The following is a 24,303-nucleotide window of genomic DNA, read 5'->3' on the forward strand; positions in this document are numbered from 1 at the left end:
CCTTCGTCGTCGTGGCGCGTTTTGGCTGGTAGAATCGCCAGTCGTTTATTTGGAGCTGCCCCCGTGATCACTTCCCGACTTCGTACCCTGCGTGACCATATTCGTTGGGCCGTCAGCCGCTTCCATGGGGAGGATCTGTTTTTCGGCCATGGCAGCGACAACGCCTGGGACGAAGCCCGTCAACTGGTGTTGGGTGCCTTGCATTTGCCGTGGGAAATTGCTGACAGCTACCTCGACTGCGCGCTGGAAGACGATGAGCTGGTCAATCTGCAGCGCTTGCTCAAGCGCCGCATCGAAGAACGCATTCCGACCGCTTACCTGCTGGGCGAGGCATGGTTCTGTGGCATGTCATTCATCGTCGACGATCGTGTGTTGATCCCGCGTTCACCGATTGGCGAGTTGATCGAAAAACGTTTCGAGCCATGGCTGGGCGCCGAACCTGCGCGCATTCTCGACCTGTGCACCGGTTCCGGCTGCATCGGTATTGCCTGTGCGTATGAGTTCCAGAAGGCCGAAGTGGTGCTGGCGGACCTGTCGTTCGAAGCGCTGGAAGTGGCCAACCAGAACATCGAGCGTCATGGCGTCGATGAGCGGGTCTATACCGTTCAGGGCGATGGCTTTGATGGTTTGCCCGGTCAGCGCTTCGACCTGATCGTGTCGAACCCGCCTTACGTTGATGCGGAAGATTTCGCCGACATGCCGGACGAATACCAGCACGAGCCCGAACTGGGCCTGGCCTGTGGTGACGATGGTTTGAACCTGGTGCGGCGCATGCTCGCCGAGGCGGCGAATCATCTGACCGAGAAGGGCTTGCTGATCGTCGAAGTGGGCAACAGCCAGGTTCACGTCGAGGCGCTGTACCCGGAAGTCGACTTCGCCTGGCTCGATTTCGAGCGCGGCGGGCATGGCGTGTTCATGTTGAGCGCCGAGCAGTGCCGTGATCATCAGGCGTTGTTCGCTGCTCGCGTCTGACTTTAGAGCGCTATCGCGAGGAAGCTCGCTCCCACAGGATTTGTGCGTGCCACCTGGTTTGGGCACGACATGGAACCCGTGGGAGCGAGGCTTGCCCGCGATGGCCGCGCCTCGGTCTCAGACCTTTAGCGATGTGTCGCAATCCAGATCAACAACCCCGCCTGAAACACCGCAAACGCCACCAGACAAGTAATCGTAAAGCGCAGTCCGGCGTCTTCACGCTTGTACTTGCTGACCTTTGCCTCGTGCTTTTTCAGACTCACTTCCTGCTCGGCCAGGTTTTGCTCGGCCTGCTGAAGCATCTGCGCGGCTTCGATGATTTCCACCACTTGCAGCTTCTCGGTGTTCCATTCGCCGAGCAGATCGCCGACCGTTGCCGATTTGACGCTGCCCTTCAGATGCTGCGCGTCGGCGTACACCACTTCAAAACCCTGGGACTTGAGGAAGTGGTCGCGGCGCAGGCGCGTGTCTTCGTTCAGCGCGTCCTTGTTGTTCAGGTCCATGCCGTCGACGCTGTAGCCCGACCAGCGCTTCTTCGCCCAATTGATGCCTTGGGCGGCCAGGAAGCGGCCAATGCCACGGTTCATCGGTTCAATCTGAATGCCGCTGTCCGGCCCGAAATGCACACTTTTGGTGGTGTGATCGACCCACACGTCCAGATGATTCTGTTCCTTGCGCACGCGCTGGCCGGGCAGGGTGATGTTCATGCGCATAAGGCTGCGGTCTTTGGCGTTGCGTTCGGCGTAACCGAATTCGACAAAACGCAGCGGTCGCCCACCGGTGTTGCGATCGGTTTGCAGCGGCGCCAGACGGAGCATCTTGTGGTGCTCGACGTGGACGTCCGCCCATGGCAACTCGGACGCTGCGGGGGCGTCTTTTTCAGCGGTAGTGTCGGGTGAAGCCTGGGTATCAGTCATAACGGCGCGATCCTGTCCATGCCCTGCTTGTCACCAGCCGTTGCGCTGGCGACAAAGGCTTATCGGCCGTTTTGTTCAGGACTGGAGGGTAAACAGCGCTTAACGGGCGCGAAGTCCGTCAATAAACCCGAGGATGCGCGAGCCAAGTTCGGCGGCCAGCGGCAAATTCGGGTCTTTGTAGGAGGCCAGTTGCCGTTTGACGTCATTGGGCACGATGCGCATGACGTGGTTCATGCCGTCTATCAGCGCCAGTTCGGCGTCCGGTTTGGCGGCCTTCAATTGCCTTGCATCGTTGACGCCGACCTGGATGTCGTTGCTGCCCTGGATGATCAGCGCCGGCATTTTCAGTTTGGCAAACGCCGCCGCCGGGTCCTGGCGGAACAGCGAAATCAGGTATGGCTGCACGCTCGGGCGGAAGATCACCTGCAATGGCGGCGGCACGTTGTCATCGGTGTGGCCGGCCTTGAGGCTGTCGAGCAATTCGTTGCTGCGCAACAACAGCGGGGGTGGCAGGCGATTGCTCAACTGTTGGCGCAACACTTGATCGATCGGCCGGGCGCTGCCGGACATGGAAATCACCGCATCGGCCGGCACGCTCGGTGCGGCGAGGCTGGCAATCAACGCGCCTTCGCTGTGCCCGAGCAAAATCAGTTTGCCGAAACGCGGATCGGCCTTGAGCTTTTTGCCCCACGCTTCGGCATCGGCTACATAGGCTTCAATCGACAGATTGCGTTCGTCCGGTGTGGCGGCGAGGCTCGCTGCCACGCCACGTTTGTCATAGCGCACGCTGGCGATGTTGTGTTTGGCCAGCACCCAGGCCAGCCGTTTGAGGCTGTCGTTGCGTCCGCCTTCGGGGTTGTTGCCGTCGCGATCGGTGGGGCCGGAACCGGAAATGATCAGGACCACCGGCACCGGCGTGTCGGATTTGGGCAGCAGCAACGAGCCGAAAAGCTCGCCGCTGCCCGTGTCCAGCGTGATCGGACGTTGCAGGACGGTGGCCTGTACAAAACCGGTAAACAGGGTAAGGCTCAAGGCTAAAACTCGCAGCATCATCACGCCATCATCGACAAAGGTGCCGGTTGGACTCGCGGGCACCCATAAGGTTCGAGGATGAACTAGTTGGGTAGCCTGCGTATACTGGCGCGCATTACGTATTCAGGTTCATTTCACGGAGCGTCCTGCATGTCCGGCAATACCTACGGCAAGCTGTTCACTGTCACCACCGCGGGCGAAAGCCATGGTCCGGCGTTGGTCGCCATTGTTGACGGCTGCCCGCCAGGGCTGGAGATTTCTCTGGAAGATTTGCAGCGCGACCTGGACCGCCGCAAGCCCGGCACCAGCCGCCACACCACGCAACGCCAGGAAGCCGACGAAGTCGAAATCCTCTCCGGCGTGTTCGAAGGTCGCACCACCGGTTGCTCGATTGGCCTGCTGATCCGCAACACCGACCAGAAGTCCAAGGACTACTCGGCGATCAAGGACTTGTTCCGCCCGGCCCACGCCGATTACACCTATCACCACAAATACGGCGAGCGCGATTACCGCGGCGGCGGTCGCAGCTCGGCGCGTGAAACCGCAATGCGTGTAGCGGCCGGCGCCATCGCCAAGAAGTACCTGGCGACCCAAGGCATCGTCATTCGCGGCTACATGAGCCAGCTCGGCCCGATTGAAATCCCGTTCAAAACCTGGGACTCGGTGGAGGAGAACGCTTTCTTCAGCCCTGACCCGGACAAGGTGCCGGAGCTGGAGGCCTATATGGACCAGTTGCGTCGCGATCAGGATTCGGTCGGCGCGAAAATCACCGTCGTCGCCGAAGGGGTGATGCCGGGCCTTGGAGAGCCGATCTTCGACCGCCTCGACGCGGAACTGGCCCATGCGCTGATGAGCATCAACGCGGTCAAAGGCGTGGAAATCGGCGCCGGTTTTGCCAGCGTCGCCCAGCGTGGCACCGAGCACCGCGATGAAATGACCCCGCAAGGATTCCTCAGCAACAACGCCGGCGGCATTTTGGGCGGCATCTCGTCCGGTCAGCCCATCGTCGCGCATCTGGCGTTGAAGCCGACGTCGAGCATCACCACGCCGGGCCGTTCCATCGACATCCACGGCAACCCGGTGGACGTCATCACCAAGGGTCGTCACGACCCGTGCGTCGGCATCCGCGCCACGCCGATTGCCGAAGCGATGATGGCCATCGTGCTGATGGATCACCTGCTGCGTCACCGTGGGCAAAACGCCGATGTGCGCGTGAGCACTCCGGTGCTGGGTCAGCTTTAATGGCTGACCTCATGGCCGCCGGGGTCTGACGACGTTGGCGGCGCTCCCGTACTGGCGGCTCTCCAGTTTTTATCTGTTCTATTTCGCCTTGCTTGGTTCGACAGCGCCATTCCTGGCGCTGTACTTCGATCACCTGGGGTTTTCCAGCGCGCGCATCGGCGAGCTGGTAGCCATTCCGATGCTGATGCGCTGCGTGGCGCCGAACATCTGGGGCTGGCTCGGCGATTACACCGGACGCCGTCTGGCCATCGTGCGCTTTGGCGCGGTGTGCACGTTGCTGACGTTTTCGCTGATCTTCGTCAGCAAGACCTACGCCTGGCTGGCGATGGTCATGGCGCTCCACGCATTCTTCTGGCACGCGGTGTTGCCGCAGTTCGAAGTCATTACCCTCGCGCATCTGAAGGGGCAGACGCAGCGCTACAGCCAGATTCGTTTGTGGGGCTCCATCGGTTTCATCATCACCGTGGTCGCGCTCGGCCGATTGTTCGAGTGGCTCAGCCTGGACATCTATCCGGTGGCGCTGGTGCTGATCATGGCCGGAATTGTCGTCAGTAGCCTGTGGGTGCCTAACGCTCAACCAGCCCAGGGCCAGCGCGAGGCGGGCGACGGTTTTCTCAAACAATTGCGCAACCCCGGCGTGCTGGCGTTTTATGGCTGTGTAGCGCTGATGCAGATGAGCCATGGGCCGTATTACACCTTTTTGACCTTGCACCTGGAGCGGCTCGGTTACAGCCGTGGCGTGATCGGGATGCTCTGGGCGGTCGGCGTGGTCGCCGAAGTCCTGATGTTCCTGGCCATGAGCCGGATTCTCGCGCGGTTCTCGGTGCGCCGGGTGCTGCTGGCGAGTTTCCTGCTGGCGGCGCTGCGCTGGGTGTTGCTCGGTTCGTTTGCCGAGTTTCTCTCGGTGTTGCTGTTTGTCCAGATACTGCACGCGGCGACGTTCGGCAGCTTTCACGCGGCGGCCATCCAGTTCGTGCAACGTAGCTTCGGCGCGCGCCAGCAAGGGCAGGGCCAGGCGCTCTATGCCGCGCTGGCCGGCACCGGCGGCGCATTGGGCGCGTTGTACGCCGGTTACAGCTGGAATGCCCTTGGCGCCCCGTTGACCTTTAGTATTGCCAGCCTCGCAGCCCTGGCGGCTGCCGTTATCATTGCCACACGACTGCAAGAGGACAGGCCATGAGCCTTACCCGTGAACACCTCGCCCAGGAAATTATCGACGCCGGGCGTTTTCTGTATGGCCGCGGCTGGTCGCCGGCCACCAGCAGCAATTATTCGACGCGCCTGTCGCCGACCGAAGCGCTGCTGACCGTGTCCGGCAAGCACAAAGGCCAGTTGGGTCTGGATGACGTGCTGGCCACGGACCTGTCCGGTAACAGCCTGGAGCCGGGCAAAAAGCCGTCCGCCGAAACCTTGCTGCATACCCAGCTCTACCGCTGGCGCCCGGAGATCGGTGCAGTGCTGCACACGCATTCGGTGAACGCCACGGTGCTGTCGCGCCTGACGCCACAAGCTTTCATCGAGTTCGAAGACTACGAACTGCAAAAAGCCTTCTGCGGCGTGTCGACCCACGAATCCTTGGTGCGCGTGCCGATTTTCGACAACGATCAGGACATTGCGCGCCTCGCCGCCAAGGTGCAGCCTTGGCTGGACGCGCATCCCGATTGCGTCGGCTATCTGATTCGCGGCCATGGCCTTTACACCTGGGGCGCGCGCATGAGCGACGCGCTGCGGCAGATCGAGGCCTTCGAATTTTTGTTCGAGTGCGAGTTGAAGACCCGCAGTGTCATGAATCGCCAAGGCTGACTTCTCCGGAAGTAGCCCATTTGCCTGATGAAATGCTTCGCCCGACCGGTCTGAAAGAGCTGGACGGTGGGGCCGATACCGAGGAATTGCAGCATGAGCAGCCTGTCCGTTTATCACATCTCCAGCCCTGACATTCCGAACAAGGTGCTGACCCATTTCGAAGACATCGCCTCAACGCTGGCCGAACAGGGCGTGCGGTTCGACCGCTGGCAAGCGGCGGCGAAAATCCAGCCGGGCGCCAGTCAGGAAGAAGTGATCGCCGCGTATCAGCAACAGATCGACAAATTGATGACCGAGCGCGGTTACGTCACCGTCGACGTGGTCAGCCTCAACAGCGATCACCCGCAGAAAGCCGAACTGCGCGCCAAGTTCCTCGACGAACACCGTCACGGCGAAGACGAAGTACGATTTTTCGTCGCTGGCCGTGGGCTGTTCACCCTGCATATCGACGATTACGTCTACGCCGTGCTCTGCGAGAAGAACGACCTGATCTCGGTGCCGGCCGGTACGCCGCACTGGTTCGACATGGGCGAGCACCCGCATTTCGTCGCGATCCGCCTGTTCAACAATCCCGAGGGCTGGGTGGCGAAGTTCACCGGTGAAGACATTGCCAAACGTTTCCCGCGTCTTGAGGACTGAACCGATGCCGATCAAAGCGATTCTCACCGACATTGAAGGCACCACCAGCGCGGTGAGTTTTGTGTTCGACGTGCTCTTCCCCTACGCCGCCAAACACCTGCCGGACTTCGTGCGCCAGCACGCCGACCGCGCCGACGTGGCCGAGCAACTGGCCGCCGTGCGCCGCGACAATAACGAGTCGGGCGCCGACGTTGACCGAGTGATCGATATTTTGCTCGGCTGGATCGCCGAAGACCGCAAGGCCACGCCGCTCAAAGCATTGCAAGGGATGGTCTGGGAACAGGGGTATCAGGCGGGGCAGTTGAAAGGTCACGTTTACCCGGACGCCGTTGAAGCGCTCAAGCGCTGGCATCAGGACGGTTTCAAATTGTTTGTGTATTCCTCGGGCTCGATCCAGGCGCAGAAACTGATCTTCGGCTGCTCGGAGGCGGGGGACTTGTCGCCGTTGTTCAACGGTTATTTCGACACCACGTCGGGGCCCAAGCGCGAAGCGCAGTCCTATCAGCACATCACCCAGGCGATTGGCCTGGACGCCGCGCAGATTTTATTTCTGTCCGACATCGTCGAAGAACTGGACGCGGCGTGCACTGCCGGAATGGCCACCTGCGGACTGGCACGAGAGGGCGGCGAACTGGCGGGGCACATCACCGTCGACAGCTTTGCGCAGATTGATCCTTCGACGTTCTAAGTTACCGACACATAACCTGTGAGAGCGAGCTTGCTCGCGAATGCGGTGTATCAGCCACCATAAATGTCGGCTGACAAACCGTTTTCGCGAGCAAGCCCGCTCCCACAGTCGTGTTTTGTGCTGCTTGTTTTACGCCGAGTGATAGGTCGGCAGAGCAAACCGTTGCTGACTTTGCAGCATGGAAATCTGCGGCAGTTCGCTGGCCTGTTCCGCCAGGTCGCGGCGAATCGCGCTGATCACCCATGACAGTTGATCGCCAGCGTGCAACTGCTGGTAGGAAATCGAACGTTTGAAGACTTTGCCTTCGGTGCTACGCAGTGTCAGCAGGATGCCGCCGTCAGGGCGTGGCTGAGTGTTCACTTCGAAGTTGGAGAACAGCGAGGTAAATTTTTCTTGGATCAGGCTCATGTCTTTCCGCTCCGTTAGCACTAAATAGGCAAGCATGGAGAGGTAGTTGCAGCCTTTGTGCCAGCATTTGATAAAAATAAATACCTTAAAAATCAACGAGTTAAAAAAATTGCCATTTTTCACTTTCGTGCAATCTGCATGAATGGCCATCGTGCATCCTGCATTTTGCGAGATCTTGCACGATTCAATGGAACCAAATCGACAGGTCGATGTTCTCGCGTTGACTGTGTCGGCCGCGGATACAAAACATTTCAAAAACCGCGTGTACAGCTCAAGAACCCCTGACGTATTTTCGGGCTGAAGGAACGCCGCCCGACTATAAGAAGATCGAACGGGAGCAAGCATGAGCGACACGATTACCTGGGGCATGATGCTGCGCAAACTGCCCTCTATTGCCAAAGTCATTCCCCGCGTGGTGAGGGGCTTGAAGGTCGCCAACGTCAAGGATCCGGCCCAACCGTGTGGCCTCGGCTGGAGCTTCGAACGAGCCACGCTGCGCAATCCTGACGGCCCGGCGTTATTGCAGGGCGACGTTTCGTTGACCTACACGCAAGTCAATCAGTGGGCCAATCGCATCGCGCATCATTTGCTGGCCCAAGGCATCGGCAAGGGCGATGTGGTGGCGGTGTTCATCGACAATCGCCCGGAACTGCTGGTGACGATCCTGGCAGTGGCCAAGGTCGGCGCGGTCAGCGCCTTGCTCAATACCTCGCAAACCCGCGATACCCTGGCGCACAGCCTGAACCTGGTGGCGCCGGCGGCAGTTGTCGTCGGCGAAGAGCTGGTCCCGGCGTTTTTGGCGGTGCGCGAGCGCGTGTCGATTGACCCCAGGCGCATCTGGTTCGTTGCCGACCAGGACACCTCCGTTCAGCCTGGCATTGCGCCGGAGGGCTTCAGCAACCTGATGACCGCCAGTGCCGACGCCAGCGACGAAAACCCCCTCAGCAGTCAGCAGGTTTTTTTCGACGACCCCTGCTTCTATATCTACACCTCGGGCACCACCGGGTTGCCCAAGGCCGGCGTGTTCAAACACGGGCGTTGGATGCGCAGTTCGGCCAGTTTCGGCATGATCGCGCTCGACATGCAGCCGCACGACATCGTCTATTGCACCTTGCCGCTGTACCACGCCACCGGTCTGTGCGTGTGTTGGGGTTCGGCAATCACTGGGGCGTCGGGGTTCGCGATCCGCCGAAAATTCAGCGCCAGTCAGTTCTGGAATGACGTGCGCAAATACCGCGCGACCACCCTCGGTTACGTCGGCGAACTCTGTCGCTACCTGGTGGATCAGCCGCCCGGCGCCGAGGACCGCCAGCACCGCGTGAAGAAAATGATCGGCAACGGTTTGCGCCCCGGTGCGTGGAACGCGTTCAAAACCCGTTTCGCCGTCTCGCACATCTGCGAACTGTATGCGGCCAGCGACGGCAACATCGGCTTCACCAACATCCTCAATTTCGACAACACCATCGGTTTCTCGCTGATGACGTGGGAGCTGGTGGCGTACGACCACGACAGCGGCCAGCCGATTCGCGGCGCCAAAGGCTTCATGCGCAAAGTCGCCAAGGGCGAGCAGGGGTTGTTGCTGGCGAGAATCGACGACAAGGCCCCGCTGGACGGTTACACCGATCCGCAAAAAACCGCCAAGGTCGTGCTCGAGAATGTGTTCGTCAAGGGCGACCGCTACTTCAACACCGGTGATCTGCTGCGCAATATCGGTTTTGGCCATGCGCAATTTGTCGACCGCTTGGGCGATACCTACCGTTGGAAGGGCGAAAACGTCTCGACCACCGAGGTCGAAAATATCCTGCTGCAACACCCGACCATTTCCGAGGCCGTGGCCTACGGCGTGGAGATTCAGAACACCAACGGCCGTGCCGGCATGGCCGCGATTACCCCGGCCGAATCGTTGGCGACCCTCGATTTCAGCGAGTTGCTGGCGTTCATCCGTCAGCAACTGCCGGCGTATGCGGTGCCGCTGTTCCTGCGGGTGAAAGTGAAAATGGAGACCACCGGGACCTTCAAATACCAGAAGACACGGCTCAAGGACGAAGCGTTCGACCCCGGCAAGACCGGCGAAGACCCGATCTACGCCTGGCTGCCCGGCACTCAGACTTACGTGCAGGTCACCGAGCAAGTGTTGGCGGATATCCATGGCGGCAAATACCGCTATTGAATGTGGCTATGGCCCCGCGTGAGAAAAAAGAAGTGACAGTCACGGGGCCGCTCGGGAAACTGTCGGCTTTGCGAATAACTGAACGTGGAGCCCCCGATGTCCGACCAAAGCCGCCAGATGACCCCCGAAGAAGCCGCCGAGTTTGCCGAGCAGGTATTCAACAAGGCGCGCGAGGGCGACGCGGCCATGATGGCGGCGTTGCTGAGCAAAGGCCTGCCGCCGAACCTGCGCAATCACAAGGGCGACACCTTGCTGATGCTCGCCGCTTACCACGGGCATGTCGACACGGTAAAAGTCCTGCTGGAACACAAGGCCGATCCGGAAATCCGCAACGACAACGGCCAGAGCCCGATTGCCGGCGCGGCGTTCAAGGGTGACCTGGCGGTGGTGACGGCGCTGGTCGAGGGCGGCGCGCAGGTGGAGGGTTCGTCGTTTGACGGCCGTACGGCGTTGATGATGGCGGCGATGTTCAACCGCGTTGAAATCGTCAATTACCTGATCAGCAAAGGCGCCGACCCGAAAGCCAAGGACGCCAATGGCGTGACCGCGCTGGACGCGGCCCGGACAATGGGCGCCACCGATACCATCGCGCAGTTCGAAAAACTGCTCGGCTGACCCGCTGCGGGAATTGGGGGGCGGAATGCGCTATTCTTCGCGCCCTCAAATTTCACTCGCTACAGGATCCATCTCATGAAAGCCGCACTCGTCGAACTCATCAGCAAAATCAGCTCCGGGTGCATGAGCGACGACGAAATCCTGAAAGTCGCAGACGAAGCGGCCCAGGCCTACGCCGATCCTGAAGCCTTTCTGAGCGCCAATCCGGACATCAACTTTGACGACACCTTCCCGATTTCGCTGGGCGAATGGGTCGTCGTCGGCAGTTTGCCGGAGACCGTGCTGTTCCAGGCTGACACCTACGTCGACCTGTTCGCGCAGATCGTTGCCTCGTTCGGGCCGGGCGTCGATTTCAATATCAAACCCAAGCAACTGGCGAAAACCGAAGCCCTGACCGCGCTCAACCGCATTCAGGTGCAGATGGGCAGCATGAATAAGGAAAACGGCGGTTATACGCTGATGAACTTCAGCCAGTTGCTCGACGACGAACTGCAAGTGGTGCTGGTCTACGGCAACGACGTGCCGCGTGTGCTCGAACTGTGCGCCGAAGTCGGCATCGCTGCCGCGCCTTCGCTGGAAGCCCTCAAGATCGCGATTCACGTTTGAAGACGCTGAAGCGCTAATAAAACGGAACCCTCGCAATGCCCGGCTATCCTAAGGGTGACCACCATTCTTAGGGAGCGACACCATGGGTTCCACGTTCAACGGCCTGATCGGCCTGATTATCCTGGCCCTCGACATCTGGGCAATCATCAACGTGCTGAAAAGTGGCGCCTCCGGCGGGATGAAAGTCGTCTGGATCCTGCTGATCCTGCTGCTGCCAGTGCTTGGCCTGATCATCTGGGCCATCGCCGGGCCACGCGGTAACGTGCGGATCTGAACGGGTTCCCACAGCCGATACTGAACCTGTGGGAGCGTGGCTTGCCCGCGATGGAATCGCTGCGGTACACCTGACAGCCGAGTTGCCTGGATCGCAGGCAAGTCGAGACGTCGCACCGCAGCGCCCACAGGCGTTTGTGTCGACTCATCAAGTGAGGTTCGACCTGTCATCTTCCGCGACGTAGAATGCGCGCCTTTCCCGGGCAATCGAGGCAATCGATTGGCCATCATGGGCGGGTAACCGTCCGTTGCCACCGCATTCATCGGAGCACTTCCCATGAGCAACACGCCTACCAGCGAATACCTGGAAACCCTGTACGAAGGCTACGGCCAGCGTTTTCGCATGGAAAAACTGCTGCACGAAGTGCGCACCGAGCACCAACACCTGGTGATCTTCGAGAACCCGCGCATGGGCCGCGTCATGGCGCTGGACGGGGTGATCCAGACCACCGAAGCCGACGAATTCATCTACCACGAAATGCTCACCCACGTGCCGATCCTGGCGCACGGCAGCGCCAAGCGCGTGCTGATCATCGGTGGCGGCGACGGCGGCATGCTGCGTGAAGTGGCCAAACACGGCGGCGTCGAGCACATCACCATGGTCGAGATCGACGGCACCGTGGTCGACATGTGCAAGGAGTTCCTGCCGAACCACTCCAAGGGTGCGTTCGACGATCCGCGCCTGAACCTGGTGATCGACGACGGCATGCGTTTTGTCGCGACCACCACCGAAAAGTTCGACGTGATCATCTCCGATTCCACCGACCCGATCGGCCCGGGTGAAGTGCTGTTCTCCGAAAACTTTTACCAGGCCTGCCGTCGCTGCCTGAACGAAGGCGGCATTCTGGTGACCCAGAACGGCACGCCGTTCATGCAGATCGAAGAAGTCAAAACCACCGCCGGCCGCCTGCGCAGCCTGTTCCCGGACTGGCACTTCTATCAGGCCGCCGTACCCACCTACATTGGCGGCTCGATGACGTTTGCCTGGGGCGCGACCAATACCGCCTATCGCAAGCTGTCCCGTGAAACCCTGCAACAGCGTTTCGCCGGCAGCGGCATCATCACCCGCTACTACAACCCGGAAATTCACATCGGCGCGTTTGCCTTGCCGCAATACGTCTTGCAGGCGGTGAACAAGCCAAGCAACGACTGATTTCCCCTGAGCCAAACCCAATACCTTTGTGGGAGCGGGCTTGCTCGCGAAAGCGGTGCATCAGTCGACACGTGTATTGACTGATGCACCGCTTTCGCGAGCAAGCCCGCTCCCACCGGGTTCTGTGTTTTTACCGCAGGCTCGGTGTAATTCTGTTGAACGTTCAGCCCGGGCAAAAGTCCAGATAGTTGTAAGCCCACCCATGGGTTTGAACGAGGAGGCAGTGATGCAAAAGTGGAAAATCACTTTCTTGGATGATCACGGTGAAACCGTCGACGAAGTCTTTGAGTGCGACGAGTGCCCGGATAACGAGCACGCCGCCAAACTGATCAAGGCCCGGCTCCTGCCGGTCGCCGCCGAACTGGATCTGAATGATCTGGAAGGGCGAACCGACGATGCGAGCGTCAAAAGTCTTAAAGCCCAGAACGCCATTCAAATCCTCGGCATCACGCCAATCTGAACCTCTCCTGTCACATCTAAAACCAGGCCTTGGCAGTGGCTCCGTCTTGGGGCTACTCTGCAACCGAGATCAGCGAAAGGATCGCTAAGGTCTGGTCTTGTCAGCTACATGCTTGCTTCCCACCGGCAACGTTGTTCGCCGCATCGCCCGCACCATTCGGTTGCGCGCGTCGGGATCGGAAAGTCTATCCATCAATTTGAGGGGGACGTTTCATGAGCACAGCCTATCAAGAAGACATCAGCAGCTCGGTGCTGCGCCGCATGAAAGAAGGCGGTTTCGATTTTTCAAGGTTCCATCCCATCGAGTTCTACGCCATTTTCCCCGACGAGGAGCGGGCCCGCAGAGCGGCAGGTCATTACCGCGGTGAATCCCTGAATGCGCAAATCAGTGTGCGCGACGACGGCGCATGGGCGCTCGAACTGAGCAAAGTCATGTACGCCACTTACGACGACATCGGCGATTTCGAACAGGGTTTCGAAGCCATCGTCGAGCCGCTGGGCGGCGTCATCGAGGGTTGGGGCGTCAAGCAGGAGGTACGAGGGCGACTCGCATAATCCTATGAACAGTGACACGCACTAACGGCTGGCCTTCGGGTTGGCCGTTTTAGTTTGTGGGGGCGGTAAACCCGTCCGGCAAAATCCTGAAACAAGAATCCGGCGCAAAAAAAACCGCCTGAGCAGGCGGCTAAAGGGAAGTTCGATGAGCTTTTGCAGCGAATGCGCGGATTATCCGCATCGTTGGCCGGGCAGTGAAATCAACTCTGACTATGCTGGTGATAGGCGACCACGTCGCCTTGCAATGAAGCGGGGGCGGTCAGGTTGGGGCATTTGCTGCACAGGAATGGTGCGAAGCAACTGCCGTGATTATCCAACCGATTGATATCAAAGCGTTTCTGCCGCTGGCACGGGCCTTGCGAAGCCTAGATGTCCGGGTGACAAGGAGTACGGCATGATCCGCACCTATTTTGATGAGATGTACGATGCCGGCGGCCAGGTCCGCCCGCATTATCGGGAGTTTGCCCGTTGGTTGGCCGAGACGCCTGACGAGCTGTTGGCACAACGGCGACGCGAGGCCGATCTGCTGTTTCATCGCGCCGGGATTACCTTCACGCTTTACGGGGACGAGCAGGGCACAGAGCGCCTGATTCCCTTCGACACCATCCCGCGCAGCATTCCCGCCAGTGAATGGCGGATCGTCGAACGCGGCTGTATCCAGCGGGTCAAGGCGCTGAACATGTTCCTCGCCGACCTCTATCACGAACAGCGCATCATCAAGGCCGGCATCATTCCGGCTGAACAAGTGCTGGCCAACGAGCAATACCAGCTGGCAATGCAAGGTCTGGATCTGCACCGCGATATCTATTCGCACATCTCGGGCGTCGACCTGGTGCGCGACGGCGACGGCACGTACTACGTGCTTGAAGACAACCTGCGGACCCCGAGCGGCGTGAGCTACATGCTCGAAGACCGCAAGATGATGATGCGGCTGTTTCCCGAGTTGTTCTCGGCCCAGCGCATCGCACCGATCGATCACTACCCGAACCTGTTGCTCGACACCCTGAAAAGCTCCAGCCCGATCGACAACCCGAGCGTGGTGGTGCTGACGCCCGGCCGCTTCAACAGCGCGTTCTTCGAGCATGCGTTTCTGGCACGGGAAATGGGCGTGGAGCTGGTGGAGGGCGCGGACCTGTTCGTGCGCGACGACAAGGTGTTCATGCGCACCACCGACGGGCCGAAAGCTGTCGATGTGATCTATCGCCGCCTCGACGATGCGTTCCTCGATCCGCTGGCGTTCAATCCTGACTCGATGCTCGGCGTGCCGGGGCTGCTCTCGTCCTACCGCTCGGGCAACGTGGTGCTGGCGAATGCCATCGGCACCGGGGTCGCGGACGACAAATCGGTGTACCCGTTTGTCACCGACATGATCCGGTTCTACCTCGATGAAGAACCGATCCTGAAAAACGTGCCGACGTTCCAGTGCCGCAATCCTTCTGAACTTTCCCACGTGCTGGCCAATCTTCCAGATCTGGTGGTCAAGGAAACCCAAGGCTCCGGCGGTTACGGAATGCTCGTGGGGCCGGCTGCGACGGCAGCGGAAATCGAGTCGTTCCGCGCACGAATCAAGGCCAAGCCACACGCATACATCGCGCAACCGACGTTGTCGCTGTCGACCTGTCCGACCTTTGTCGAAAACGGCATTGCGCCACGCCACATCGACCTGCGGCCATTTGTATTGTCTGGCCGCGAAACCCGGGTTGTGCCCGGCGGACTGACCCGTGTTGCTCTGCGTGAAGGCTCGCTGGTGGTGAATTCATCCCAGGGCGGCGGCACCAAGGACACCTGGGTGGTCGAGGATTGAAGGAAGCAAGCCATGTTAAGTAGAACTGCCTCGGATTTGTATTGGATGTCGCGTTACCTGGAGCGGGCGGAAAACCTCGCGCGGATGCTCGACATCAGTTATTCGCTGTCGCTGATGCCACAGGATGGTCGCGGTGACGGTTTGCACGAACTGGCCATGCCGCTGCTGATTACCGGCACGCTGGACGATTACCTGGAACGCCACGGCGAGCTGCATGCCGAACGGCTGCTGCATTTCTTCGCGCTGGACGCGGCTAACCCGGCCAGCATCTACAGTTGCCTCGGTTCGGCGCGGGCCAGTGCCCATGCGGTGCGCGGGCGAATCACCGCCGACATGTGGGAAAACATCAATGCTACCTGGCTGGAGATTCGCGGGATCGCCGAACAGGGCTTGAGTCGCTACGGCATGAGCCGGTTTTGCGAGTGGATCAAGGAACGTTCCCACCTTTTTCGCGGTGCGTCCTACGGCACGATCATGCGTAACGATGCATTCCGTTTCATCCGTCTGGGGACGTTTATCGAGCGCGCCGACAACACGCTGCGCCTGCTCGACGCCCGCTATGAAATGGCCGGCGATCAGGCCGAAGCGGTCAGCGACGGCACGGCTCACGCGTATTACCAATGGAGCGCCTTGTTAAGAGCGCTGTCTTCATTTGAGGCCTACACCGAAATCTACCGTGACGCGCCCGGTGCCCGGCATGTGGCCGAGTTGCTGTTGCTGCGCGCCGATGTGCCGCGTTCCCTGCGGGCGTGCACGGAAGAAATCGACCAGATCCTCGCCCAGTTGCCGGGGGCCAACGGTCGTCCCGCGCAACGCCTGGCCGCAGAGATGGACGCGCGCCTGCGCTACACCGGTATCAACGAAATTCTCGACGAAGGCCTGCACGCCTGGCTGACCGAGTTCATCCCGCTGGTGCGCCAGTTGGGTAACGCCATACACAGCTCTTACCTGGAGGCTGCATGAGACTTTCCATTAGCCACGAGACCACCTATCACTACGAAGATCAGGTGCGGGCGAGCATCCAGTACCTGCGGCTGACCCCCCACGACAGCGAGCGCCAGCACGTGCTCAGCTGGCAGCTCGACCTGCCGCGCCCGGTGCGCGCGCAACTCGATCCGTTCGGCAATATCCTGCATGTGCTGACCATGGACGAACCGCACGAAGCGATCATCATCGGCGCCCGTGGCCAGGTCGACATCGACGAACTGCGCGAGGCCGAGCACGAGAGCCAGTCGGCGCTGCCGTTCCTGCGTTTCACGCGCCTGACCGAACCCGACGAAGCCTTGCGTGCGTTCGCCGAAAAAGAATGCAAGAAGCGCCGGGATCGCACCGCGCTGATCGATTTGATGCACGGTCTGAATTCGCACATGACCTACACGCCGGGCTCCACCGAAGTCGACACCAGCGCGGCTCAGGCCTTCGCCGGGCGCGCCGGCGTCTGTCAGGACCACACCCACGCGTTTCTCGCCTGCGCCCGCAGCTTGGGCATTCCGGCGCGTTATGTGTCGGGGTATTTGTACAGCGAGAACAGCGAACACCTGGCCAGCCACGCCTGGGCGGAAGCCTGGCTGGATGACGCCTGGTACAGCTTTGACGTGACCAACGAACTGGCCCGCCCGGAGCGCCATTTGAAGCTGGCCGTGGGCCTGGATTATCTGGATGCCTGCCCGGTGCGCGGGATGCGCCGGGGTGGAGGGTGCGAGCAGATGCACGCCAAGGTGTTTGTGTCGCCAACACCGATGCCGGTGATCTCCGTCCAGCAGCAGTAATTGGGGATACCGCTTCGCGAGCAAGCCCGCTCCCACACGGAATCTGTTTAACCACAAATCCCCTGTGGGAGCGGGCTTGCTCGCGAAGAGGCCAGCCCAAACAGCACAGCGTTAAGGCTTAACCTTGCGTCCCGCCATGTGCTTCAAATACCCCACTAACAAGTCCAGATCCCCATCCGGCAATACCTCCGCACTGAACCCCGGCATCTTCGCCTGCGGCCACTGCCGCAAACTCTGCGGATCACGAATGTAGCGCTTCAAGAAGTCCGCCCCGAAATACTCGGTTGGATTAAACGGAATATTCAGATCCGGCCCGAACTGGGCATCCCCGGCACCGTTCAATCGATGGCATGCCAGGCAGTTCCTTTGGAACGACGCAAACCCCAGGTTCACCGGATCGTCGGCCTTCAAGGCGGAATCGGGCAGCAGGGCAGGGAACCGCTCGGCCACCGGGGCCATGCGCTTGATGCTGGCGACCTGGAAGGGCCATTGCTCGGAGCTGATATTGCCGGCTTGCGGATCGACCCACACCAGATAGAACGGCCCGGCACTGGGCTTGCCCGCTGACAGCGCCGGCCACGGTTTGCCCGGGTCTTCGATTGCCAGCCATGCCCGCGCCCCTTGGGTGTTGAGCAAGGGCGCGGCGGCCAGTTCTGCGGCGAATCCGTCCAGCGCCAGGGCTTGCAGATGATCCTCAGGCTTGATCCCCGTCAACAACGCCGCCAACGGCACGGCTTGATAGCTCATGTCGCGATTGTAGGAAACGTCGTCTTTAACGGTGATGGTCTGAAGCTGAGGGTGCTTGAGCAGTTCCCCGGTTTGCCAGGTGCGACTGTGCTCGCCCAGCTCAAGGTTCAGCTGTGCGGCAAACAGAGGCGTGCTGAGCAGCAAGGCCCCGAACAGAATGAGCTTTTTCAAACGATCGCCGTCCATGTCGTGGGAGTGCCGCAAAGGTTGGCACACCCGCGCTGGCCCGGGTAGCGGGCCAGTTACGTTTTTGAGAGGGCGATATAAAAACCCGGCGCTGGAGTCAGCCGATCACCTTGGTCAGGTTCGGCAATATCAACAACAGCGTAGTGGCGAAAAGAATGAGCCCGGCTTGACGTACTTTCGAATGCTTGAACATGGCTGACCGCCTTTTTTGTTATTTCCTGATGCCTGCCTGCATATCTCCATGACGGCAGAGCGGTGCACTTCCTGTAAGACGAGTGCCTCGGCAAAACCCGACGACAACTTCGTACATGTTCACCTTAGGGCCCGCGTCACTCGTGGCTTAGATCCATTTCATATGGTTGACTCATAAAAGGCTTTTAAAAAGGCATGAGGCTTATTGCCAGCTTCTTCGGCGCCCTTTTGCTAGACAGCTCCGAGTCCTGAAACGGTTAATCCGATAGCTGACTACCGTCCGTCTGAGCGTGTCCGTCAATGCGGGTGAGCGCTGCGGTCATTGAATCCGTGGCAGCTCGGCCTAAGGTGGAGGCTCAGTTTTTCTCACCGAAAAGGTTCGAGGACGTCATGACCCAGGCTTTGATTTTCGACGCGTTACGCACGCCCCGTGGCAAAGGCAAGGCCGATGGCGCCTTGCACAGTGTCAAACCGGTGAATCTGCTGGCCGGTTTGCTCACGGCGCTGCAACAGCGCACATCACTCGACACCCGTCAGGTCGACGATGTGGTGCTCGGTTGCGTGACGCCGATTGGCGATCAAGGTGCTGACATCGCCAAGACAGCCACGCAGGTGGCCGATTGGGACGTCAGCGTGGCGGGCGTGCAAATCAACCGCTTCTGCGCCTCGGGGCTGGAGGCGGTAAACCTCGGCGCGATGAAGGTCCGTTCCGGCTTCGAAGACCTGGTGGTGGTCGGCGGCGTCGAGTCGATGTCGCGCGTGCCGATGGGCAGCGACGGCGGCGCCTGGGCGCTGGACCCGCAAACCAACCTGCACAGCCATTTCACCCCGCAAGGCGTGGGCGCCGACCTGATCGCCACGATTGAAGGCTTCAGCCGCGAGGACGTCGACGCCTACGCCTTGTACTCCCAACAGAAAGCGGCGCGGGCGCGGGCCAATGGTTCGTTCAACAAGTCGCTGGTGCCGGTGCAGGACCAGAACGGCATCATCCTCCTGGATCACGATGAGTTCATCCGCGCCGACTCGACCCTGGAAGGCCTGGGCAAGCTCAAGCCGAGTTTCGAGATGATGGGACAGATGGGCTTCGACGCCACCGCGTTGCGGGTCTACAGCCATATCGAGCGCATCAACCACGTGCATACGCCGGGTAACAGCTCCGGCATCGTCGACGGCGCGGCACTGATGTTGATCGGTTCCGAAGCCAAGGGGCGCGAGCTGGGCTTGCAGCCACGGGCGCGAATTGTCGCCACGGCGGTCACCAGTACCGACCCGACCATCATGCTCACAGGCCCCGCGCCGGCCACTCGCAAAGCCTTGGTCAAGGCCGGGCTGCGGGTCGAGGACATCGATTTGTTCGAGGTCAACGAAGCGTTCGCCTCGGTGGTGCTGAAGTTCATCAAGGACATGGCCATCGACCCGGACAAGGTCAACGTCAACGGCGGCTCCATCGCCATGGGGCATCCCCTGGGCGCCACTGGCTGCGCGATTCTCGGCACGCTGCTCGATGAGCTGGAAACCCGGCACCTGCGCTATGGCCTCGCGACCCTGTGTGTCGGCGGCGGCATGGGCATTGCCACCATCATCGAACGCCTCTGAGCCCTGACTTCAAGGAAACACTTTCATGACCCAAGCCATTCGTTACGAAAAGGGCCAGGACCAGATCGTCGTCCTGACCATCGACATGCCAGGCCAGAGCGCCAACACCATGAACGCGGTCTACCGCGAGGCCATGGCCGCGTGCGTCGCCCAGTTGGTGGCAGAAAAAGAATCTATCGCCGGCGTCATCATCACCTCGGCGAAGAAGACGTTCTTCGCCGGCGGCGATCTCAATGAACTGATCAAGGTCGGCAAGCCCGAAGCCAAGGCCTTTTACGACATGGTGCTGACCCTCAAGGGGCAACTGCGCACCCTGGAAACCCTCGGCAAACCGGTGGTGGCCGCCATCAACGGCGCAGCGCTGGGCGGTGGTTGGGAAATCTGCCTGGCCTGTCATCACCGCATCGCGCTGGACAGCCCGTCGGTGCAACTTGGCCTGCCGGAAGTGACCCTCGGCTTGCTGCCGGGCGGCGGCGGGGTGGTGCGCATGGTGCGGATGCTGGGCATCGAGAAAGCCCTGCCGTACTTGCTCGAAGGTAAAAAAGTGCGACCGCAACAGGCGTTGCAAGCCGGTTTGATTGACGAGGTCGCGGCGGACCGCGACGAATTGTTGAGCAAGGCGCGGGCCTGGATTCTGGCCAATCCAGCGGCCGTGCAGCGTTGGGACGTGAAGGGTTATCAGCTTCCCGGTGGCACGCCGTCGCACCCGAAGGTCGCGCAAATGCTCGCGATTGCGCCGTCGATCCTGCGCAGCAAAACCCAAGGCTGCCTGCCGGCTCCGGAGAAAATTCTTTGCGCGGCGGTTGAAGGCGCCCAAGTCGATTTCGACACCGCGCACCTGATCGAAACCCGCTACTTCACCGAACTGACCACCGGCCAGATCTCGAAAAACCTGATTGGCACTTTCTGGTTCCAGCTCAACGAAATCAACGCGGGCGGCTCGCGGCCGCACGGTTTTGCGCCGTACGTGACCCAGAAAGTCGGCGTGCTCGGTGCCGGGATGATGGGCGCCGGCATCGCTTTTGTCAGCGCCTCGGCGGGCATCGACGTGGTGCTCAAAGACATCAACCTGGCGGCGGCAGAAAAGGGCAAGGCGCATTCGGCGGCGCTGCTGGACAAGAAAGTTGCCCGTGGCCAGTTGAGCACCGAGCAGCGAGACGCCGTGCTGGCGCGGATTCAAACTTCGGCAACGGATGCTGATCTGGCCGGCTGCGATCTGATTATCGAAGCGGTGTTCGAAGACCGCGAACTCAAAGCCAAGGTCTCATCGGCGGCGCAAAAAGTTGTCGGCGCCAACGCAGTGATCGCCTCTAACACCTCGACGCTGCCGATCAGCGGCCTCGCTACGGCGGTGCCCGATCAGGGCAAGTTCATCGGCCTGCATTTCTTCAGCCCCGTGGAGAAAATGCCGCTGGTGGAAATCATCAAGGGCGCCAACACCAGCGATGAAACCCTGGCGCGCGGTTTCGATTTCGTCCTGCAAATCAAGAAAACCCCGATTGTGGTCAACGACAGCCGGGGCTTCTTCACTTCGCGGGTGTTCGGCACGTTCACCAACGAAGGCATTGCGATGCTTGGCGAAGGCGTCAGCGCGCCAATGATCGAGACCGAAGCCCGCAAGGCCGGGATGCCCATCGGGCCGCTGGCGATCTCCGACGAAGTTTCCCTCAGCCTGATGAGCCACATCCGTCAGCAAACCGCCAAAGACCTGCAAGCGGAAGGGAAACCGCTGACAGAGCATCCGGCGTTTGCGGTGATTGATTTGCTGCTCAACGAATACAAGCGACCGGGTAAAGCGGCTGGCGGCGGTTTCTACGATTACCCGGCGGGTGGCCAGAAGCATCTGTGGCCGCAACTGAAAAGCCGTTTCGAGAAGGCCGACGGGCAGATTTCACCGAAGGATGTGCGTGATCGCTTGCTGTTCGTGCAAGCCCTGGAAACCGTGCGCTGCGTCGAGGAGGGCGTGTTGACCTCAACGGCGGACGCCAACGTCGGCTCGATTTTCGGCATCGGTTTCGCGGCCTGGACCGGCGGCGCGCTGCAGTTTATCAACCAGTACGGCGTCAAGGACTTCGTCGCCCGCGCCCAATATCTGGCCGAGCAGTATGGCGAGCGCTTCGCGCCACCGGCGCTGCTGCTGGAAAAAGCCGCTAAAGGGGAGGTGTTTTAAGGGACCGATGACGCCTCGCGGGGCTTGCCTTGGAACGGTGTTTCGAGGCAGGCTCTGGGGTGTTCATTATTCCCATCACGTGTCAGGTATTTTTTATGTCGTTACGCATCTGCATTCTGGAAACCGACATCCTGCGTCCGGAGCTGGTCGATCAATATCAGGGTTACGGGCAGATGTTCCAGCGTCTGTTTTCGCAGCAACCCATCGCTGCCGAGTTCACCGTCTACAACGTGATGCAGGGTGAATACCCCAGCGATGACCTGACCTTCGACGCTTATCTGGTCACGGGCAGCAAGGCCGATTCCTTCGGCACTGACCCGTGGATCGATACCCTTAGAACTTACTTGCTGAACCGCTATGAGCGCGGCGACAAACTGCTGGGCGTGTGTTTCGGCCATCAGTTGCTGGCGCTGCTGCTGGGCGGCAAGAGCGAGCGCGCAACCCAGGGCTGGGGCGTCGGCACGCACAAATATAAACTCGCGGCCAAGGCACCGTGGATGAGCCCGGTTCGTGAAGAGCTGACCTTGTTGATCAGCCACCAGGATCAAGTCACGTCGCTACCGGAAAACGCCACCGTCATCGCCTCAAGCGATTTCTGCCCGTTTGCCGCGTATCACATCAACGATCAAGTGCTGTGCTTCCAGGGACACCCGGAATTCATCCACGATTATTCGCGGGCGCTGCTGGAGATCCGTCAGCAAGTGCTGGGCGAGCAGGTGTATTCCAAAGGCGTGGCGAGCCTTGAGCATGAGCATCACGGCGCCACCGTTGCCGAATGGATGATGCGGTTTGTAGCGCACAAGCCAGCGGCGGTTTAACGAGCCAACACAAAACCTGTGGCGAGGCCGCGTAGCCTGTGGCGAGGGGCTTGCCTGTGGAGAGGGGGCTTGCCTGTGGCGAGGGGGCTTGCCCCGTTCGGCTGCGCAGCAGTCGCCTACGTCGTCTGTCAAAAAGAATGCCGGGGGCCGCTACGCGACCCGACGGGGGCAAGCCCCCTCGCCACAGGATTTATAACCATCCAGACCGCTTGAAACTCCCCCACAAACCCACGCACCCGACGGTAATAAACCCCAGCACCGCAAAATACCCGTAATGCCAGGTCAGCTCCGGCATGTTCTGGAAGTTCATCCCGTAAATCCCGGCCACCGCCGTCGGGAACGCCAGTATCGCCGCCCACGCCGCAAACTTGCGCTGCACCACGCTCTGGCGTGACGCCTCCAACAACACCCCGACTTCAATGGTTTGACTGGCAATATCCGCCAGCGTCGTCAGGTCTTCCATCTGCCGCGTGACGTGAATCTGCACATCGCGGAAGTAAGGACGCATGTTCTTGTCGATAAACGGGAAGCTCAACCGTTGCAGCTCCTCGCCAATCTCCACCATCGGCGCGGCATAACGGCGCAAGCGCAACACGTCGCGGCGCAAGCCATGAAGGTTCTGAATGTCGCGCTCATTCAGCGCACTGCACAGCACGTTGCGCTCCAGCTCATCGATCTCGGCATGGATCGCTTCGCCCACCGGTTGATAGTTTTCGATCACGAAGTCGAGGAGGGCATAGAGCACGAAATCTTCCCCGTGCTCCAGCAACAGCGGACGCGCCTCACAGCGTTGCCGGACATAGGCGTAGGACGCCGAGTGGCCATTGCGCGCAGTAATGATGTAACCCTTGCCGGCAAAGATATGCGTCTCGATGAACTCAAGCTTGCCGCCTTCGCGGATCGGCGAGTAGGTGACGATAAATAGCGCATCGCCGAAGGTTTCGAGCTTCGGTCGGCTGTGTTTTTCCAGGGCATCTTCGATGGCCAGTTCGTGCAAGTTGAACTGGCGTTGCAGGTTGCCCAGTTCGTGGGCATTCGGCTCTTCGAGGCCGATCCAGACAAAGTGGCCAGGCTTGGCAGCCCAGGCAGCGCCTTCGTCGAGAGTGATATTGGTGACTTTCTTACCGGCGCTATAAACCGCAGCAGCGACAACTCTACCCATGATGTTGGTTCACTTCTTATTGGCAGGCTTTCATTTAGCAAAAAGTGTCAAACAGCGTGCAGCTTAGCCTTGTCTGTGGCTTGGGAGGCAGTGAAATCTGCCGAGTTCGCAGGCCTGCGCCCGCGGGCAAAAGAAAACCCGCGCCAGGCGGGTTTTTTCAAGCGGCTTGCAGTTGCCGGTCCATCGACTCGATGCACTCGCGCATCTGTTCGCGGCACTGGGCGATCAGCAGGGGCATGTCGTCCAGGCTCAATCCGGCGGTTGGAATGGCCGGCAACGAACGAATCAGAATTTTCCCACTGCGCCAGCGGTTCAATCGCATGTGTT

General features: G+C 60.3%; 24 protein-coding genes and 1 pseudogene. 19 read left to right on the forward strand and 6 right to left on the reverse strand.

The features are described 5' to 3' along the window. The first annotated feature begins 63 nt into the window (after positions 1-63). Positions 64-972: a 50S ribosomal protein L3 N(5)-glutamine methyltransferase gene (gene prmB / locus ACQKP4_RS10885; RefSeq protein WP_427632964.1), complete on the forward strand. Its 909-nt coding sequence runs from the start codon at positions 64-66 to the stop codon at positions 970-972. Between the two features lie 125 nt (positions 973-1,097). Here the strand turns inward: prmB and ACQKP4_RS10890 are convergent, their stop codons facing one another. Together ACQKP4_RS10890 and ACQKP4_RS10895 are read right to left on the reverse strand one after the other, a co-directional pair. Continuing rightward, positions 1,098-1,889: a hypothetical protein gene (locus ACQKP4_RS10890; protein ID WP_427632966.1), complete on the reverse strand. Its 792-nt coding sequence runs from the start codon at positions 1,887-1,889 to the stop codon at positions 1,098-1,100. Between the two features lie 99 nt (positions 1,890-1,988). Further along, the gene (locus ACQKP4_RS10895; RefSeq protein ID WP_427633002.1) at positions 1,989-2,942 is read right to left on the reverse strand and encodes an alpha/beta hydrolase; all 954 of its coding nucleotides are present in this window, start codon (positions 2,940-2,942) and stop codon (positions 1,989-1,991) included. A 129-nt stretch (positions 2,943-3,071) separates the two neighbouring features. Here ACQKP4_RS10895 and aroC point away from each other — a divergent pair, with 129 nt between their 5' ends. From aroC to mtnC, 5 genes are all read left to right on the forward strand, one after another. Next, entirely contained in the window at positions 3,072-4,163 is a 1,092-nt protein-coding gene (gene aroC, locus ACQKP4_RS10900) for a chorismate synthase (protein WP_064118641.1), read from the forward strand. A 34-nt stretch (positions 4,164-4,197) separates the two neighbouring features. Next, complete coding sequence (locus ACQKP4_RS10905; RefSeq protein ID WP_427632968.1) at positions 4,198-5,343, forward strand: MFS transporter; 1,146 nt, start codon at positions 4,198-4,200, stop codon at positions 5,341-5,343. Then, positions 5,340-5,966 carry a methylthioribulose 1-phosphate dehydratase gene (locus ACQKP4_RS10910; RefSeq protein WP_427632970.1) on the forward strand — a complete coding sequence of 209 codons (627 nt, stop codon included), beginning with the start codon at positions 5,340-5,342 and terminating at the stop codon, positions 5,964-5,966. The genes ACQKP4_RS10905 and ACQKP4_RS10910 overlap by 4 nt, the downstream gene beginning before the upstream one ends. Before the next feature lie 93 nt (positions 5,967-6,059). Next, positions 6,060-6,605, forward strand: coding sequence for a 1,2-dihydroxy-3-keto-5-methylthiopentene dioxygenase (locus ACQKP4_RS10915; protein WP_427632971.1), 546 nt, complete (start codon positions 6,060-6,062; stop codon positions 6,603-6,605). A gap of 4 nt (positions 6,606-6,609) precedes the next feature. Further along, a complete protein-coding gene (mtnC, locus tag ACQKP4_RS10920) occupies positions 6,610-7,293 on the forward strand; it encodes an acireductone synthase (RefSeq protein WP_427632973.1) in 684 nt (227 codons plus the stop codon). Between the two features lie 129 nt (positions 7,294-7,422). Here the strand turns inward: mtnC and ACQKP4_RS10925 are convergent, their stop codons facing one another. Continuing rightward, on the reverse strand, positions 7,423-7,701 hold the full coding sequence (locus ACQKP4_RS10925) for a DUF3509 domain-containing protein (RefSeq protein ID WP_010456630.1): 279 nt from the start codon (positions 7,699-7,701) through the stop codon (positions 7,423-7,425). A gap of 343 nt (positions 7,702-8,044) precedes the next feature. Between ACQKP4_RS10925 and ACQKP4_RS10930 the strand changes: the two genes are divergently transcribed. From ACQKP4_RS10930 to ACQKP4_RS10975, 10 genes are all read left to right on the forward strand, one after another. Beyond that, the gene (locus tag ACQKP4_RS10930; protein ID WP_427632975.1) at positions 8,045-9,871 is read left to right on the forward strand and encodes a long-chain-acyl-CoA synthetase; all 1,827 of its coding nucleotides are present in this window, start codon (positions 8,045-8,047) and stop codon (positions 9,869-9,871) included. A 96-nt stretch (positions 9,872-9,967) separates the two neighbouring features. Next, complete coding sequence (locus ACQKP4_RS10935; RefSeq protein ID WP_427632977.1) at positions 9,968-10,486, forward strand: ankyrin repeat domain-containing protein; 519 nt, start codon at positions 9,968-9,970, stop codon at positions 10,484-10,486. 75 nt (positions 10,487-10,561) lie between these two features. After that, a complete protein-coding gene (locus ACQKP4_RS10940) occupies positions 10,562-11,092 on the forward strand; it encodes a hypothetical protein (RefSeq protein WP_427632979.1) in 531 nt (176 codons plus the stop codon). Positions 11,093-11,174: 82 nt separating this feature from the next. Then, positions 11,175-11,366, forward strand: a complete 192-nt coding sequence (locus ACQKP4_RS10945) for a PLDc N-terminal domain-containing protein (RefSeq protein ID WP_427632981.1) — start codon at positions 11,175-11,177, stop codon at positions 11,364-11,366. A gap of 276 nt (positions 11,367-11,642) precedes the next feature. Then, positions 11,643-12,518 carry a polyamine aminopropyltransferase gene (gene speE, locus ACQKP4_RS10950; protein WP_427632983.1) on the forward strand — a complete coding sequence of 292 codons (876 nt, stop codon included), beginning with the start codon at positions 11,643-11,645 and terminating at the stop codon, positions 12,516-12,518. A gap of 226 nt (positions 12,519-12,744) precedes the next feature. Then, entirely contained in the window at positions 12,745-12,978 is a 234-nt protein-coding gene (locus ACQKP4_RS10955) for a hypothetical protein (protein ID WP_427632985.1), read from the forward strand. Positions 12,979-13,190: 212 nt separating this feature from the next. Then, positions 13,191-13,532: a ribonuclease E inhibitor RraB gene (locus ACQKP4_RS10960; RefSeq protein ID WP_427632986.1), complete on the forward strand. Its 342-nt coding sequence runs from the start codon at positions 13,191-13,193 to the stop codon at positions 13,530-13,532. A 394-nt stretch (positions 13,533-13,926) separates the two neighbouring features. Further along, positions 13,927-15,336 (forward strand): circularly permuted type 2 ATP-grasp protein, encoded by a 1,410-nt coding sequence (locus ACQKP4_RS10965; protein WP_017337349.1) that lies wholly within the window; start codon positions 13,927-13,929, stop codon positions 15,334-15,336. A gap of 12 nt (positions 15,337-15,348) precedes the next feature. After that, on the forward strand, positions 15,349-16,299 hold the full coding sequence (locus ACQKP4_RS10970; protein WP_150630098.1) for an alpha-E domain-containing protein: 951 nt from the start codon (positions 15,349-15,351) through the stop codon (positions 16,297-16,299). Further along, complete coding sequence (locus ACQKP4_RS10975; protein WP_427632988.1) at positions 16,296-17,105, forward strand: transglutaminase family protein; 810 nt, start codon at positions 16,296-16,298, stop codon at positions 17,103-17,105. Before ACQKP4_RS10970 ends, ACQKP4_RS10975 begins: the two co-directional genes overlap by 4 nt. A 111-nt stretch (positions 17,106-17,216) precedes the next feature. Here ACQKP4_RS10975 and ACQKP4_RS10980 read toward each other — a convergent pair whose 3' ends face one another. Further along, positions 17,217-18,038 carry a c-type cytochrome gene (locus ACQKP4_RS10980; RefSeq protein ID WP_427632990.1) on the reverse strand — a complete coding sequence of 274 codons (822 nt, stop codon included), beginning with the start codon at positions 18,036-18,038 and terminating at the stop codon, positions 17,217-17,219. Positions 18,039-18,620: 582 nt separating this feature from the next. On the opposite strand from ACQKP4_RS10980, the gene ACQKP4_RS10985 reads away from it, so the two are divergent. From ACQKP4_RS10985 to ACQKP4_RS10995, 3 genes are all read left to right on the forward strand, one after another. Then, positions 18,621-19,826, forward strand: coding sequence for an acetyl-CoA C-acetyltransferase (locus ACQKP4_RS10985; protein ID WP_427632992.1), 1,206 nt, complete (start codon positions 18,621-18,623; stop codon positions 19,824-19,826). Between the two features lie 25 nt (positions 19,827-19,851). Beyond that, complete coding sequence (locus ACQKP4_RS10990; protein WP_427632994.1) at positions 19,852-21,996, forward strand: 3-hydroxyacyl-CoA dehydrogenase NAD-binding domain-containing protein; 2,145 nt, start codon at positions 19,852-19,854, stop codon at positions 21,994-21,996. 95 nt (positions 21,997-22,091) lie between these two features. After that, the gene (locus ACQKP4_RS10995) at positions 22,092-22,814 is read left to right on the forward strand and encodes an amidotransferase (RefSeq protein ID WP_427632996.1); all 723 of its coding nucleotides are present in this window, start codon (positions 22,092-22,094) and stop codon (positions 22,812-22,814) included. A 190-nt stretch (positions 22,815-23,004) separates the two neighbouring features. Here the strand turns inward: ACQKP4_RS10995 and ACQKP4_RS11000 are convergent, their stop codons facing one another. Beyond that, on the reverse strand, positions 23,005-23,976 hold the full coding sequence (locus tag ACQKP4_RS11000) for a magnesium and cobalt transport protein CorA (protein WP_427632998.1): 972 nt from the start codon (positions 23,974-23,976) through the stop codon (positions 23,005-23,007). A gap of 157 nt (positions 23,977-24,133) precedes the next feature. Further along, positions 24,134-24,303 (reverse strand): annotated as a pseudogene (locus ACQKP4_RS11005) (1-acyl-sn-glycerol-3-phosphate acyltransferase); the annotation flags it as partial.

It is taken from the genome of Pseudomonas sp. NPDC086278, from assembly GCF_050280905.1.
In the GTDB taxonomy this organism is placed as follows: domain Bacteria; phylum Pseudomonadota; class Gammaproteobacteria; order Pseudomonadales; family Pseudomonadaceae; genus Aquipseudomonas.